This is a genomic window from Kitasatospora sp. NPDC050463, from assembly GCF_040655255.1.
Lineage (GTDB): Bacteria > Actinomycetota > Actinomycetes > Streptomycetales > Streptomycetaceae > Kitasatospora.
The window spans coordinates 1-13786 of the sequence record NZ_JBFAJO010000125.1 but is presented as its reverse complement, the minus strand read 5'-3'; the positions used below and the strand labels follow the sequence as shown (position 1 = coordinate 13786).

Here is a 13786-nt window from a genome sequence, read left to right as displayed (position 1 = left end):
GGACCTGTGACTCCGCCAGTGCCCTGGCCACCAAGAAGAACCAGGTCTGGCGCCTGACCGGCAAGAGCTGAACCACCACAGGGTCGGGCCCGGGCGGCAACCCGGCGCCCGACCCCGTCCAGAGCCTTTCGCCGGCCGGGGTAGCCGATATACGCCACTGGACGAGCAGCAGTTTCAGCAGGCCAGGTCAGTTGCAAGCGGTTTCCTCGGAGTCGTCGTTGAGACAGCGGCCACGGCCTGGAGTGACGGTGGTCGTGGCGGTTGATGGGCGGCTGCCGCCGTCTGTCTCTTCCTGTGCTTCCTGTGCGGCTTCAGCCGCCCGGCCACTGCGGGGCGGTGTGCGGCCGGAAGCATGTGACGGTTCGCGCCATCGAGGTGGAGAGGGAGCCCGGGCGTGTCACCGGGTCACGGGGGCGCCGGGTCCGGTGAGACGGTGCGACCGCGTCTCGGCGAAAAACTATTGAGACGGACGGCAACCTTTTCGCTCCGGGTGGCCACTAAGGGGTGTACCGACGAGGGCGAGCCGTGGTCAGCGGCGCTACGTCCTCTGTGTCAACACCCGATCGGAGCCCCACGTGTCACCACACGACCCGAAATCCGCCGAGCAGCCGATGCCTCGGGAGCGCACGCCCCGCCGTAGCCGGATGCTCCGGCATCTTGCTGTGGGGGCGGTGGCGGTGCTCGCCGCCTCGGCCGGTGTCGGTGCCCTGGCGCCCAGCGCGGGCGCCGCGCCGACCGTCGGCATCAGTGTGGATGCCGGTACCTCCCTGGGCACGGTGCCCAGCAGTGGTGCCGGCCTCAATCTGGGCTTCGGCGACGAGCACATGGGGGACGCCAATGTGACCTCGCTGATGAAGGCCGCGGGAGTTCGGCAGCTGCGCTATCCCGGCGGTTCCGGCGCGGACGACTACCACTGGAAGACCCACACCGCCGGCGACGGCAAGGGCTGGATCCCCTCCAACACCAACTTCGACCGCTTCATGGACATCGCGAAGAAGGTCGGCGCCCAGCCGATCCTGACCGCGAACTACGGTTCCGGCACCGTCCAGGAGGCCGCCGACTGGGTCAAGTACTCCAACGTCGACAAGGGTTACGGCGTTAAGTACTGGGAGATCGGCAACGAGGTCTACGGCAACGGGCACTATGGCGACGGCAAGGGCTGGGAGCGTGACGATCACGCCGACAAGAGCCCGACGGCGTACGCGAAGAACCTGATCGCCTACGCGCAGGCGATGAAGGCCGTGGACCCGACGGTGAAGATCGGAGCGGTGCTCACCACCCCCGGCGGCTGGCCGGACAAGGAGAAGGCTCCCGGTGACACCGCCGACTGGAACAACACGGTGCTCTCCATCGCGGGAAGCTCGATCGACTTCGTCATCGTCCACTGGTATCCGGGCGGCACCACCACGGCCGACCTGCTGAACACCCCCTCCCGGATCGCCGGTACCACGTCCGAGCTGCGCTCGCTGATCGCCAAGTACGCGGGCTCGCGCGCCGCTTCGGTGGAGATCGCGGTCACCGAGACCGACGGCGTCGGCTCGCCCGCCTTGACCAGCCAGGCCGCGGCCCTGTTCGCGCCGGACACCTACATGACCTGGTTCGAGCAGGGTGCCACCCACGTGGACTGGTGGAACCTGCACAACGGCACGGACCAAGCACCCACCACCGTCTACGGCGAGACCGACTACCAGGACGGGGGCATTCTCTCCGCCGGAACCTGCGCCGGGGGGAAGTGCCAACCGCCGCGCGACACGCCCTTCTCCACCTACTGGGGCATCCGCTCGCTGACCGCACTGGCGCAGCCCGGCGACACCATGGTCAAGTCGTCCTCGGGCGACTCGTCGGTTGCTGTGCACGCGGTGCGGAGCGGCAACGGCGGTCTGAACGTCATGTTGATCAACAAGAGCCCGCAGAACGCGGCGCAGGTGTCGCTCTCGTACGCCGGATTCACCCCGGCCGCAGGGGCGGTCACGACCGTTTCGTACGCCCAGGGAGACACCGCCCTGACGACGGCGGAGCGGGGCACGGCGGTCGCACAGACGCTGCCGCCGTACTCGATCACGACTCTTCAGCTGAAGCCCGCGTCGGGGACCACCGGCGCTGACAAGCCGTCGCCCCTCCCCACGCCGACCGCCGCCACGCCGACCGCCGCCACGCCGGTTGTCTCCGCCTCCGGCACGATTGGTACCCGTGCACAGGCGGAGAAGGGCGCGCCCGTCGGCCACCCGAGCCCGAGCCCCAGCCCGAGCCCGAGCAGCACGTCCGGCGGCCTGGCTGCCACCGGGACGAGCGACGCTGTCACGTACAGCGCCGTCGGTGGCCTGCTGGCCGTCGCTGTCGGAAGCGTCCTGGTGCTTCGCGGACGTCGCCGCAAGGCTCTGCACGGGAAGTGAGACCGCGTGAGTGACTGACGGCCCGGCGCGCACGCCACCCACCCGTGGCGGGCCCGCCGGGCCGTTGGCCTCCGCGCCGGCGTCGGCGCGCGCCGCTGTCGACCAGGGCGTGACAGTACGGCGCGGTCAGGGCTACACCCTGCGCGTCACCGCCGTCCCCGCGGTGCACCGCCAGCTCCTCGCCCACTGCCAGCCGCTCGACGGCGCCCAGGGCGTCGCGGGTCCCGGCCCAGCGCAAGGCCCCGCCGCGAGTGCGAAAACCGCGTCAGCACCCTCGCGCCGATCGAACCATGATCGTTCTCACCGCGTCAGAAGCTAGAACAAGCCGCTTCCGGGCCGGCCTCCTGGCGCTTGCCCTCCTTGGCCCCACCGGCGTCGACGGCCATCGTTCGGTGGCGCAGTCGCGCGGTGCCCCCTGGTGCGCGGGCTGCAGTCCCAATGAGACGAGGGTGGTGCGCCAGGACCATGGTCTGGCACACCACCCTCGCACCGCCGGAAGCCGGTGGACGTCCGGCGCTGCCGCCGACGGACCTGCGCTCTCAAGGCGCGGGCACGGCACCGATCTGCTGCATCACCCCGAGGAGGTCGGGCTGGCCCCGCTCCTTGATGATCTTTCCGTCGGCCAGGTAGTAGAAGTTCATGGCCTGGACCGAGATGGTCTTTCCGCTGGCCGGGATTCCGAAGAACTCGCCCTGATGCGTTCCGCGCATGGTGAACCGGGCGGCCACCGTGTCGCCCTCGGTGACGGTCTCTTCCAGAGTCCACCGGACATCCGGGAACCCCGCGCGCATCATCGCGATCAGCTCCAGGTAGCCCTCAGGGCCCCGCAGCGGTTCCGCGTGGCTCGGCGCATGAAACTCGGCATCGGGTGCGATGACCTCACGGGCAAGGTCCTCGTCAGCTGTGTTGATGAACTCGACGAAGCGACTCATCACGGATTCGGTGGATTGCGGCGACATGTCCGTCCGCCTCTCTCTTCTTGCACTGCCCCTCGCAACGAGCGAGCGGAAGTACCACAGTACATCGATTCGATGTGTGCATCGAATCGATGTACGTGTGGGACGATAGGGACATGCTTGACCTAGCGATACTGGGCTTCCTGGCCGAGCGGCCCTTGCCCGGACATGAACTGCGCCGCCGACTCTCGGAGCTGACGGGCTACACCCGGCCGGTCAGCGACGGCAGTCTGTACCCGGCGATCAAGCGTCTCGCCGCGGCGGGCCTGCTGGAACGGCGCGCGGACCCGGCCGCGGGCCCGGCCCGCTACACACTGAGCGTGACCGACGCCGGGCGCACCGACCTGCTGAAGCGGCTGCGCGCGCCCGCCGACCACGAGATCAGCGACTTCACGCGGTTCTTCACCGTACTGGCGTTCCTGTCCCTCCTGCCGGACGTCGCCGAACAGCACGCGGTGCTGCGGCGGCGACTGGAGTTCCTGGAGGAGCCGGCGAGCTTCTTCTACGACGGCGACCGGCCGCTGCGTGCCGAGGACATGGCCGACCCCTACCGGCGCGGCATGCTGCTGACCGCCCGCGCCATCAGTAGCGCCGAACGGGCCTGGTTGCACCAGGTTCTGGACGGTGACGAGCCAGTCACCGCGCGCACCGAGACAGACCCCTCTACGCTCGGACGACCTGTGCGCTGACCAGCCCCGGAGGTAACCGCTCATGCTTGCGTCCTGGTACGACCGACAGGGCCCCGCCGCCGACGTGCTACGCGTCGGCGAGATGCCCGACCCCACCCCCGGCCCCGGCGAGGTCCGCGTCCGCGTCACCGTCTCCGGTGTCAACCCCGGCGACACCAAGAAGCGGCGCGGCTGGCTCGGCTCCTCGATGCCCTACCCACGGGTGATCCCGCACAGCGACGCCGCCGGAGTCGTCGACGCCGCGGGCGAGGGAGTCGACGAGCGCAGGGTCGGACAGCGGGTGTGGATCTACGGCGCCCAGTCCTACCGGCCCTTCGGCACGGCCGCCCAGTACACCGTCGTACCCGCCGATCTGGCTGTTCCGCTGCCCGACCACCTCAGCGACGAAGTCGGCGCGGCCCTGGGCATCCCCGGCATCACCGCCCACCGCGCCGTGTTCGCCGACGGACCGGTCGACGGCAAGCTCGTGCTGGTGCACGGCGTTCTGGGCGGGGTCGGCTCCCTGGCCGCGCAGCTCGCCCGCTGGGGCGGGGCCAGGGTGATCGCCACTGTCCGGCACGGCGCCGATCTCGCACAGGTCGATCCGGCTGTCGTGTCCCACGCCGTGGCCCTGGACCACGGGAACCCGGCGGCGGCGATCCGCGCGTACGCGCCCGAGGGCGTGCACCGGATCATCGAGGTATCCCTGTCCGACAACGCAGACCTCGACAACGCCGTGGTCGCGAACGGCGCGGTCATCGCCGCCTACGCGACGAGCGCGGACCGGACCGAGATCCCCTTCTGGCCGCTGCTGTTCAACAACGTCATCCTGCGCCTGATCGGCAGCGACGACTTCCCCGAAGAGGCGAAACGCCGGGCAGCACGCGATCTGACCGCCGCGGCCGCCGTGGGCGCCCTGACCGTCGAAGTCGGCGACCGTTACGAACTGGCGGACATCGCCAAGGCCCACGACCGCGTCGACGCCGGCAGCCGCGGCCGCGTCCTGGTCACCCTCCCCCAGTGACCCCGCCTGTCGTTCACCACGCCCACGGGTGCGCCCCCTGATCAGCCGAGGCAGCAGCCGAGCGGTACCAGGGGCGCGCGACGTTCTCAGCCGAGACAAGACCTGAGTGTGCCTCCTATGACAGAACCTCTGATTTCGCGTTGACCTGCGAGATCAGGAAGGCGACCCCAGATCGCGGTCGTCACCGCACGGCGCGGATGCTCGCCGCCATCGTCGGCCTCGCGGTCGCAGAGTCTCGGGCCCACCGCTCGCGGGCCGACCAGCGCCGAGACAGGCACTGGCTCCCACAGCGCGACGGCCGCCTGCCAGTCAGCGACGTACGAAGCGGACAGCTCCCTCCCACCACCGTGCCGCCGGCACAGCGACCTGGCCACCCTCGTACCGCCGCGGCTCACCACAGGGTGGGAACACCTCAACTTCCCCTGCGGTGATCGTCGAACGGGCACCCGCTCGCCGATCACCGCCCTTCGTCCATGACCGCGATGCCGACCAGACTCAGCCGATGGGCTGTCCGTTCCTGCCGGGCCACGAAATGCCGTCTCGTGCAAGGGGCGTGGCGTCTCGGCACTCCCCACCGACTCTTCCACGTGAACGCTGTGCACCGGGCTCTGATCACATCGCTGGACAGCGGTCGGTGTCCGCTGTCATCCAACCGAGTCGTCCCGGCGCGAGCGGCAGGGCCACCCGGCAGGTGCTGCTGGCCCGTACGTCGGCAGGCATGGACGAAGCGGCTGAGTGAGTTCCTGCGGGGCTCCGGTACCGGACGACGTGTTTCGGCGGACCAGGTACCCGCTCGGTGACAGTGTTGCCGTAGGCCTACGGCTTTCCGTCCCGGTGTCGCGGGAGGACGATGACCGCCTTGCCGGCGCTGAGGTCGATGGCTGAGCGGGGCGGCGCGCCGTCGCTCTCCTCGTCCCGCAGCATCGTCGCCGCGGCGCGCTCGTCCAGTTCGTACTCCTTGTTCCCGTTGACCGAGGTGGTGAATACGTCGAACGCGACATTCGACAGGGAACGTGCCTCCCGCCGCCGGCGAAGCCGCTCGGGTACGAAGCTGAAGGCCGTGAATCGGCGGAACAGCGTCTCCAGCCCGACGAAAGCGATCACCAGGACCGCGAGGCCGGGAAAGGACACCGCAAAGAACGTCGCCACAACCGTCAGCCTTCCACCCCGACGGGGCACTTGCCGCCCCGTCCCCTCCGCCGCGTCATCGTTGGACGAACGGCCTTCCTGCTCCGGGGGTTCCCACCGACGCAGCCCCCAGCACGTCGACGTCGAACGGGCACGGCTGCCGCAGGCCCAATAGCGCGCGGACATGCGGAACCCTCCGGGGTCGTAAGTGATGCGCCCGACCGTACTGTCGAAGGCGTCCCGCGGGAAGCACCTCCATGACATCGGCTGGTCCGGAAATGGATCTCGGGGCTGGTTGTCGCGGCCGTAGTAGGGCCGGGCCCGGGTTCAGAGGTCGGTCTGTGTGCTGTCGTAGCCCTGGAACGCGGCGATCGCCAGCCCGGAGGCCGCCCGGCACCACTGGGTCTTCTCCTGCTCAGAGCGCCCGTCAGTAGGCCTCGCCAACTTCGGCGAGCTCCGCCGCTGCACCGAGCGACGAAGAGCGCCCGTCGAGTTCTTCATCGCCCTGCGGGCCGGCGCCGAGGTCACCGTCCACGACCCCGCCGCGATGGAGAACGCCCACAGGGCCTACCCCCAGCTCGAATACGCCGACGACCCCACCCAGGCCGTCACCGGCGCCGGGCTGCTGCTGCACCTGACCGACTGGCCCCAGGACTCCGACGCCGACCCGGGAGACCTGCACGGCCACATCGCCGTCCCCGAGGTCATCGACGCGCGAGGCACCCTCAACGCGAACAGCTGGCGCGAGGCCGGCTGGACCTTCCGCGCCCTCGGCCGCCCCTGACCGCACCGGCCTCACGGCACGCCCACATCCTCCCGGTTCGGCTGCCGCACGCGCGCACGGCGGCCGGGGCGGGGCGGCCGGGGGTGGCCGGGGGGTTAACCCCACCCGGGGGACGGGGGTGAGCATGATCGTCTTGGGTGGCCGTGCCCGGACATGCTGGCTCCGGCACATACCAATGGTCTCCCGACGATTCACAGGAGTTGGCCCATGAGTGAGCAGGCATCGCCGAGGTTGCGTTCTTCCGCGCGGCGACGGGACGGGCGCCGGCGCGCAGCCGTGACGGCCGCGGTCGCGGTGGCCGTCGGCGTCATGACGGCGGGTGTCCTGGCGCCGACCGCGGCCCTCGCCTCCGCCAGGCCGGACGGCGTCCAGCAGGGCCTGAACGTCCTGGTGCGCGACGACGGCGTGCCCGCCGTACTCGCCAGTGTCACCGACCGGGGCGGCCGTGCCCGCAACTACACCGCGGGCGTGGCCGACCCGGCCACCGGCGCGAAGGTGCCGGTCGACGGCCAGGTGCGGATCGGCAGCAACACCAAGGTGTTCACCGCGGTGGTCGTCCTGCAACTCGTCGGCGAGGGCAAGATCGGCCTGGACACCCCGGTCGACACCTACCTGCCGGGCCTGGTGCGCGGGGACGGCATCGACGGACGCAACATCACCGTCCGCCAGCTCCTGCAGCACACCAGCGGACTGCCCGAGTACCTGGCCTCTCCGCAGCTGAGCGACATCACCGCAGCCCAGCACCGGTACTTCGAGCCCCGCGACCTCATCGACATGGCCCTGGCGCAGAAGGCCGAATTCGCCCCCGGCACGAAGTGGGCGTACAACAACACGGGCTACGTGCTGGCCGGCCTGATCGTCCAGAAGGTCACCGGTCGGCCCATCGGCGAGGAGATCACCCGCCGCGTCATCGACCGCATCGGGCTGCGCCACACCTACTTCCCCGCCCCCGGCGACCAGGGCATCCGCGAACCCCACCCCCAGGGCTACTACCGGACCGACGCCGGCGCTCCGCTGCGCGACTTCACGGAGATGGACCCCTCCTGGACCTGGGCGGCGGGCCAGATGATCTCCACCGACTCCGACCTCAACCGGTTCTACGGCGCGCTGCTGGGCGGTGACCTCCTTCCTGAGGCCCAGCTCGCCCAGATGCGCACCACCGTCCCCACCACCGAGCTGGGCCCCGGCATCAGCTACGGGCTCGGGCTCGCGAGCATGCCGCTGCCATGCGGCGACGGCGTGTACTGGGGACACAGCGGCGGCATCCCCGGGTACAAGACCCGGGCCGGTGCCACCGAGGGCGGCCGGCGCGCCGCCAGCGTCGCGGCGACCGTCGAGTCCTCCGACGCTGCGGTCGCCAAGCACCTCGACAGCGTCATGACCACGGCCTTGTGCCGCTGAGCGGCACCCCGGGGGGCTACGCGGAGCACTGGCCGTGGAGGAGGAGGGGGAGGCTGCGGTTGGCGAGGGCTTGCCCAACAGGCGGAAGCACGTGCCTTAGTGATCGATTCAGAATGAGGTTCGTAGGCGGCGGAGACAGCTGAGGCTGCCAGCTGTTTCGAGCGGGACCGTGGACGCCTTGGGTCTACCGCAGCGCGGCGGCGACCAGTCCTTCGAGGGCCTCGCGCGGTACTTCGCCGCCGTTCACCAGTCGATCGAAGACCAGTCCGTCGATGCAGGTCAGCAGAGTGTGAGTGCGGTTCTCGACGTCGCTTACGCCATGCTTGGCGAGGAACAGCCGGACGGCCTTGCGGCCGGCGTTCTCGCGGGGCGCGAGGATCTCGCGCAGTTCTTTGTCGCGCACGCTCTCCACGGCGCAAGCGTGGCGGGCGAGCGAGCGTCGGCGGCCCTCGCCGGTGAGCCGCTGTCGGGTGAGCGTCACCATGCCGTCCACCAGTTCCTCGACGGTACGCAGGGGTGGAAGCTCGTCGGCCGTCGTGTGCAGTTCCGCCTGGTCGAGTTGGACCAGGCGGGCGACGAGTCCGGTCAGCAGGGCGGCGCGGGTGCGGAAGTAGGCCGAGGTGGTGCCGGGCGGCATGGCTGCTCTGCGGTCGACCGCGCGGTGGGTCAGGCCGCGCATCCCTTCTTCGGCGAGGACGTCGAGAGCTGCGTCTGCGAGGAGGGTGCGCCGGTCGGAAGCCATGCCCCCTTTCTACACCCGTAGAGGCGCACGATAGAGTCCGCTTCTACGGATGTAGAAGAACGGGGGTTCGGTCATGGGCAACACGGCAGTGGTGGTCGGAGGCGGAATAGGCGGGCTGGCCGCCGCAATAGGCCTGCACCGCATTGGCTGGGACGTGACGGTCCTTGAGCGGTCGTCACTGGTTGAGGACGCGGGGGCAGGCATTTCATTGGCTGCCAACGGCCTGCGGGCATTGGACGAGCTCGGGGTCGGCGGGGCGATTCGGGACGCGTCGCGAGGCCAGTACAGCGGCGGCACCCGGACACCCCGGGGCGGCTGGCTGGCCCGGATGGACGGATCAGCACTGGAGAAGGCAGTGGGCACACCGATCATGGGCATCCCCCGCTCCACCTTGCACCGACTGCTACGCGAAGCCTTGCCCGCCGGGTCACTGGCGATCGGCTCCGAGGCGGCAACGGTCGAGCAGGCCGGTTCGGGGCCGGTTCGCGTCGGCTGCAACACCACGACCCTGCAGGCCGATCTGGTGGTGGCGGCCGACGGTATCGGCAGCACAGTCCGCAACCAACTCTTCCCAGACCACCCCGGCCCGGTCCACAGCGGCTCGACGGTGCTGCGCGGGATCACCGAGCACGCCGTCGATCTGCGTACCGACTTCGAGCTGACCTGGGGCCGAGGCGCGGAGTTCGGACACATCGCATTCCTGGACGGGAGGGCCGAGTGGCACGCCGTCCTCAGCCTCCCCGCCGGAACGCGGTTCGCCGACCCCCTGACCGAACTGCGCCGACGATTCCACACCTGGCACGCCCCGATCCCCGCTCTACTCCACGCGACCCGACCCGAGGCCGTGCTGCATCACGACGTGAACGAACTCCGCACGCCTCTCCCCTCATACGCGGTCGGGCGGATCGCGCTGCTCGGCGACGCGGCCCATGCGATGACCCCCAACCTGGGACAGGGCGCCTGCCAGGCATTGGAGGACGCGGTCACTCTGGCGGCCGCCCTGGATGCCGAGTCCACCGTCGAGACCGCGCTCGCCCGCTACGACGCCGAGCGCCGGCCGCGGAGCCAGGCCGTCGCGGTGGCCGCCCGGCAGGCCGGGAAAATGGGCCAGCAACTGTCCCACCCGCTGGCCGTCGCCCTGCGGAACACGGCGATGCGACTGACACCGTCCCGGGTCGCCATACATATGATCCTGCGTCACCACGCCTGGGTCCCGCCGTCGCTGAACTGATATGGCTCCCGTCCGCCACCTCACAGGCACCTTCTGAGCCAAGTCAAGCTGCGGGTCTTGCCGTTGGCGGTCACGGTGGGCAAGGTTTCCGGATGCGTACTGATCTTGTTCCGGACGACCTGTGGGAGCGTACCGCCGCTTGCTGTGGAAGCGCGGCATCAAACCAATGATCGCCCGACGCGGCGTCGCCCACGGTTCCGGTTTGGGCAAAGTGCGCTGGGTGGTCGAGCGCGCCTTCGCCTGGCTGCACCAGTTCAAGCGACTACGCATCCGCTACGAACGACGCGCCGACCTCCACCAGGGCCTGCTTGAACTGGCCTGCAGCCTCATATGTCTCCGCCGCCTACGAACGGCATTCTGAGCGGTCTGGGCGGCCGCCGTCGTTCACGACCTGGACGATCTGCTGGCCAGGCTCGACCAGCACACCGCCGACCGACACGAAGAATCCTCCGTCGCGCCAGCAGCTTGATCAACCCCCGAAGGACTTCCGGAGCCGACCACTTAGTCGTCCGGACGACGCGGGGCACCGCGCACTCACAAGTCGACAAGCACTGGATCAGGTGAGTATCGACCTGGAGTGCAAGACCTCGATCGAGGGCTACCTAGCGGCTGAGCGCCGCGAGGATCAGGCGGCGTGGTAGCAGACGTGCGGCGAGGGCGAACAGCGAGTTCGCCGGTCCGGGGACGACGGTGTGGCGGGTGCGCCGGTCGAGGGCGCGCAGCGCGGTGGTGACCACCGCCTCCGGCGTCCGGATCAGGGCTGCCGGGACGTCCTGGTTGTGCCGCGCCGCGGATTCGGTCGCGGTCGGGCCGGGGCAGAGGGCCATGACGTGGACGCCGCGTGGTCGTTGCTCGTGCCAGAGAGCCTCGGAGAAGGTGGTGACGAAGGCTTTGCCGGCGCTGTAGACGGCGAGGCCGGGGGTCGGGGCGTAGCCGAGGGTGGACGAGATGTTGATCAGGGCGTCGCCGTCGCGGGCCTGGGTGAGGAAGGTGTGGGCCAGGGTGACGACGGCTTCGCAGTTGAGGCGCAGGGCGGCGACGGCCTCTGGTGCCGGGGTGCGGTGGAATAGGCCGTGGTGCGCGACGCCGGCGTTGTTGATCAGGAGGTTGACGTGGTGTCGTGCGAGGTCCTCGGTGATCCGGGCCAGCCCGTCGGGGGTGGTCAGATCGGCGGCCAGGTGGCGGTGGCGCGGTCCGAGTTCGTCGGTGAGGGCGCGCAACCGCTCCTGGTCGCGGCCCACGGCGGTGACGGTCCAGCCCTCGGCGGCGAGCCGACGGGCGAAGGCGCGGCCGATCCCGGTGCCGGCCCCGGTGACCAGGGCGTGGCGGGTGGTCACTTCTCGGCCCTTGGGACGGTACCGGGCGCGAGGAGGAAGGACCCCTTCTCCATCACCGACTGGCGCTGGGTGTTCTGGAAGGCGGCGATCCGCCACCCGCCGTCGTCCTCGCGGACCAGGGTGTACGTCTGTACCTTGGTCAGTTCGTCGGGCCGGCTGCCGGTGTAGGTGTCGCCGCGGCTGGTGACCAGGGCCGCGTCGGGCCCGAGGAAGCGGATTCCGAGGATGGAGTCGGCCAGTCGGGTGCCCTTGAGGAAGCCACCGAGCAGGGCGCGGTGGGCCTCGGTGATGTCCTGGCGTCCCTGGTAGTGGGTGCCCAGGTAGGTGGTGTAGGTGGCGTCCTGGGTGAAGAGCCGGCCGTAGGCGTCGGCATCGCCGTCGCCCCAGGCACTGGTCAGCGCGGACAGGGTCCCGCAGACGGCGTCGCGGTCGCCGGGGCCGGTGGCCGTCACGTCGGTGCAGGCGGCGCTACCGGTGACCTTGACGTCGGAGGTGGCGGACAGCCAGAGGTAGCCGCCGCCGGCCGTCAGACCGAGCACCAGGGCGGTGGCGACGAGGGCCCGCTTGACGGTCCGTCGGCGGGAGCGGCCGGAGCGGGATGCGGTCGGTGTTGCGGGCGGCGTTGCGGGCGGCGTTGCGGTCGGCAGGGTGATCCGGTCGGTGGACATACGACGTCTCCGTAAGGTCGGGTCGGAACTGCGGGTGCGGGTGCGGGACATGGAGGCGTCAGTGCTGTGCGGCCGGGACCAGGCCGGGGGCAAGCCGGTAGGAGACGGCCTCCATCAGCGGCCGGCGCTTGGTGTTCTGGAAGGCGGCGATCCGCCACTCGCCGTCGTCCTCGCGGACCAGGGTGTAGGTCTGGATCTTGCTGAGCCTTTCGGGCCGCTTGCCCTTGTAGGTGTCGCCGCGGCCGTTCACCACGGCCACGCCGGGTACCGGGAACCTGATGTCGAGAACGGCGTCGGCCAGCCTGGTGCCCTTGGCGAAGCCGCCGAAGAGGGCGCGGTGACTTTCGACGATGTCGCGACGCCCCTGGTAGTAGGTGCCGACGTACGAGATGTAGGTGGCGTCCTCGGTGAACAGCGCACCGTACCCTTCGGCGTCCTGGCGCCCCCAGGCATCGATCAGCCGGTTCAGCACGGCCTGGACGGCGGCGGTGGCGCCGGACTCGCTGGTGGACTGCATGACGGACCACTCCCCATTAGTTAGACTGGAGCAGACGCTGCTCAGGTGCAGTATCTGCATGCGTGCAGGTATTAATGTAGAAGGAGACCCGGAGAATGGCAACAGGCGATGGCACGGACGCGCACACGGTCTTCCGGCAGTACCTGGACGCCGTCGGTCTCCAGGGGCTGGCCAGCGCAGAGGCGGCGGGGCTGCACACCTCGGAGTGGTACGCCCTCAGCCTGATCACCCTGGAGGGGAGCCTGTCCTCCGGCGAGCTGTCCGCCCGCACCGGGCTGACCACCGGGGCGACGACCCGCCTCATCGACCGCCTCGAACGGGCCGGCTACGCCCGCCGCGTCGCCGACCCGACGGACCGCCGCCGGGTCATCGTGGAGCCCGTACCGGAAGCGCTGAACCGGATCGAGGACGTCGTCGGCCCGGCCCGGAGACACATCGCCGCAGTGATCGGCAGCTACCCGCCGGAGCAGCAGGCCGTGCTCTTCGACTACTTCGCGCGCGCCGCGCCCGCCTTCCGCGCAGCCACCGAGGAGATCCGCAGCCAGACCGCACCCCGGCGCGCCAGGTCCCGCCCCGGGACCCAGGCCTGAGGCCCGCCCTCGAACGGGCCGGGACGGTCCTGCGACGCCGCACTCAACCAGCACCCGGCTGACCCCGGCCGGATTGAATTCGATTGTGAAGAAAAGTAGTTGGCGATCTGGAATGCCGTCTGGCTCTGTTCACTTCTAGTGTCCTGCGCCGGAGATCCGTCGGCAGAAGCGGGCGAGGGAGTCGAGGATCTCATCGGCGGTCTTGGTCCAGGTGAACGGGGTGGGGTCCTCGTTCCAGTTCTTGATCCAGTTACGGATGTCGCGTTCGAGGGCCTGGACGTTCTTGTGGGATCCGCGGCGGATCATCTGGTCGGTGAGGAAGCCGAACCAGCGCTCGACCTGGTTGA

General features: G+C 70.0%; 13 protein-coding genes and 2 pseudogenes. 8 read left to right on the top strand and 7 right to left on the bottom strand.

The genetic code is table 11. The annotated features are described in order from the left end of the window. Nucleotides 1–644 precede the first annotated feature (644 nt). Complete coding sequence (locus AB0J08_RS38975; RefSeq protein ID WP_360644052.1) at nt 645–2393, top strand: cellulose-binding protein; 1749 nt, start codon at nt 645–647, stop codon at nt 2391–2393. Between the two features lie 539 nt (nt 2394–2932). Here the strand turns inward: AB0J08_RS38975 and AB0J08_RS38970 are convergent. Beyond that, nucleotides 2933–3352 (bottom strand): ester cyclase, encoded by a 420-nt coding sequence (locus AB0J08_RS38970; protein ID WP_360644051.1) that lies wholly within the window; start codon nt 3350–3352, stop codon nt 2933–2935. A 113-nt stretch (nt 3353–3465) separates the two neighbouring features. On the opposite strand from AB0J08_RS38970, the gene AB0J08_RS38965 reads away from it, so the two are divergent. Together AB0J08_RS38965 and AB0J08_RS38960 are read left to right on the top strand one after the other, a co-directional pair. After that, entirely contained in the window at nt 3466–4038 is a 573-nt protein-coding gene (locus AB0J08_RS38965) for a PadR family transcriptional regulator (protein WP_360644048.1), read from the top strand. A 22-nt stretch (nt 4039–4060) separates the two neighbouring features. Continuing rightward, nucleotides 4061–5041: an NADPH:quinone reductase gene (locus AB0J08_RS38960; protein ID WP_360644045.1), complete on the top strand. Its 981-nt coding sequence runs from the start codon at nt 4061–4063 to the stop codon at nt 5039–5041. Nucleotides 5042–5857: 816 nt separating this feature from the next. Here the strand turns inward: AB0J08_RS38960 and AB0J08_RS38955 are convergent. Next, nucleotides 5858–6355, bottom strand: a complete 498-nt coding sequence (locus AB0J08_RS38955) for a DUF6191 domain-containing protein (protein ID WP_360644042.1) — start codon at nt 6353–6355, stop codon at nt 5858–5860. Nucleotides 6356–6668: 313 nt separating this feature from the next. Between AB0J08_RS38955 and AB0J08_RS38950 the strand changes: the two genes are divergently transcribed. Both AB0J08_RS38950 and AB0J08_RS38945 read left to right on the top strand, forming a co-directional pair. Next, nucleotides 6669–6953, top strand: a complete 285-nt coding sequence (locus tag AB0J08_RS38950; protein WP_360644055.1) for a UDP binding domain-containing protein — start codon at nt 6669–6671, stop codon at nt 6951–6953. Between the two features lie 207 nt (nt 6954–7160). Beyond that, the gene (locus tag AB0J08_RS38945; protein ID WP_360644039.1) at nt 7161–8354 is read left to right on the top strand and encodes a serine hydrolase domain-containing protein; all 1194 of its coding nucleotides are present in this window, start codon (nt 7161–7163) and stop codon (nt 8352–8354) included. Between the two features lie 184 nt (nt 8355–8538). On the opposite strand, the gene AB0J08_RS38940 is transcribed toward AB0J08_RS38945, so the two are convergent. Beyond that, the gene (locus AB0J08_RS38940; RefSeq protein ID WP_360644037.1) at nt 8539–9096 is read right to left on the bottom strand and encodes a TetR family transcriptional regulator C-terminal domain-containing protein; all 558 of its coding nucleotides are present in this window, start codon (nt 9094–9096) and stop codon (nt 8539–8541) included. Between the two features lie 73 nt (nt 9097–9169). Here AB0J08_RS38940 and AB0J08_RS38935 point away from each other — a divergent pair, with 73 nt between their 5' ends. Both AB0J08_RS38935 and AB0J08_RS38930 read left to right on the top strand, forming a co-directional pair. After that, nucleotides 9170–10327 (top strand): FAD-dependent monooxygenase, encoded by a 1158-nt coding sequence (locus AB0J08_RS38935; RefSeq protein ID WP_360644034.1) that lies wholly within the window; start codon nt 9170–9172, stop codon nt 10325–10327. Nucleotides 10328–10457: 130 nt separating this feature from the next. Further along, nucleotides 10458–10688: pseudogene (locus tag AB0J08_RS38930) on the top strand (transposase); the annotation flags it as partial. A gap of 241 nt (nt 10689–10929) precedes the next feature. On the opposite strand, the gene AB0J08_RS38925 reads toward AB0J08_RS38930, so the two are convergent. From AB0J08_RS38925 to AB0J08_RS38915, 3 genes are read right to left on the bottom strand one after another with little or no spacing between them, the layout of a single operon-like run. Further along, a complete protein-coding gene (locus AB0J08_RS38925) occupies nt 10930–11664 on the bottom strand; it encodes an SDR family NAD(P)-dependent oxidoreductase (RefSeq protein ID WP_360644031.1) in 735 nt (244 codons plus the stop codon). Then, nucleotides 11661–12332 (bottom strand): SgcJ/EcaC family oxidoreductase, encoded by a 672-nt coding sequence (locus AB0J08_RS38920; protein WP_360644028.1) that lies wholly within the window; start codon nt 12330–12332, stop codon nt 11661–11663. The genes AB0J08_RS38925 and AB0J08_RS38920 overlap by 4 nt, the downstream gene beginning before the upstream one ends. Nucleotides 12333–12390: 58 nt before the next feature. Then, complete coding sequence (locus tag AB0J08_RS38915) at nt 12391–12849, bottom strand: SgcJ/EcaC family oxidoreductase (RefSeq protein WP_360644025.1); 459 nt, start codon at nt 12847–12849, stop codon at nt 12391–12393. 95 nt (nt 12850–12944) lie between these two features. Between AB0J08_RS38915 and AB0J08_RS38910 the strand changes: the two genes are divergently transcribed. After that, a complete protein-coding gene (locus tag AB0J08_RS38910) occupies nt 12945–13439 on the top strand; it encodes a MarR family transcriptional regulator (protein ID WP_360644022.1) in 495 nt (164 codons plus the stop codon). 135 nt (nt 13440–13574) lie between these two features. On the opposite strand, the pseudogene AB0J08_RS38905 reads toward AB0J08_RS38910, so the two are convergent. Then, a pseudogene (locus tag AB0J08_RS38905) lies at nt 13575–13786 on the bottom strand (IS630 family transposase); the annotation flags it as partial.

Coding starts and splice junctions, on each gene's coding strand:
- AB0J08_RS38975 (WP_360644052.1), top strand. CDS start 645: ATGCTCCGGCATCTTGCTGTGGGGGCGGTGGCGGTGCTCGCCGCCTCG.
- AB0J08_RS38970 (WP_360644051.1), bottom strand. CDS start 3,352: ATGTCGCCGCAATCCACCGAATCCGTGATGAGTCGCTTCGTCGAGTTC.
- AB0J08_RS38965 (WP_360644048.1), top strand. CDS start 3,466: ATGCTTGACCTAGCGATACTGGGCTTCCTGGCCGAGCGGCCCTTGCCC.
- AB0J08_RS38960 (WP_360644045.1), top strand. CDS start 4,061: ATGCTTGCGTCCTGGTACGACCGACAGGGCCCCGCCGCCGACGTGCTA.
- AB0J08_RS38955 (WP_360644042.1), bottom strand. CDS start 6,355: ATGTCCGCGCGCTATTGGGCCTGCGGCAGCCGTGCCCGTTCGACGTCG.
- AB0J08_RS38945 (WP_360644039.1), top strand. CDS start 7,161: ATGAGTGAGCAGGCATCGCCGAGGTTGCGTTCTTCCGCGCGGCGACGG.
- AB0J08_RS38940 (WP_360644037.1), bottom strand. CDS start 9,096: ATGGCTTCCGACCGGCGCACCCTCCTCGCAGACGCAGCTCTCGACGTC.
- AB0J08_RS38935 (WP_360644034.1), top strand. CDS start 9,170: ATGGGCAACACGGCAGTGGTGGTCGGAGGCGGAATAGGCGGGCTGGCC.
- AB0J08_RS38920 (WP_360644028.1), bottom strand. CDS start 12,332: ATGTCCACCGACCGGATCACCCTGCCGACCGCAACGCCGCCCGCAACG.
- AB0J08_RS38915 (WP_360644025.1), bottom strand. CDS start 12,849: ATGCAGTCCACCAGCGAGTCCGGCGCCACCGCCGCCGTCCAGGCCGTG.
- AB0J08_RS38910 (WP_360644022.1), top strand. CDS start 12,945: ATGGCAACAGGCGATGGCACGGACGCGCACACGGTCTTCCGGCAGTAC.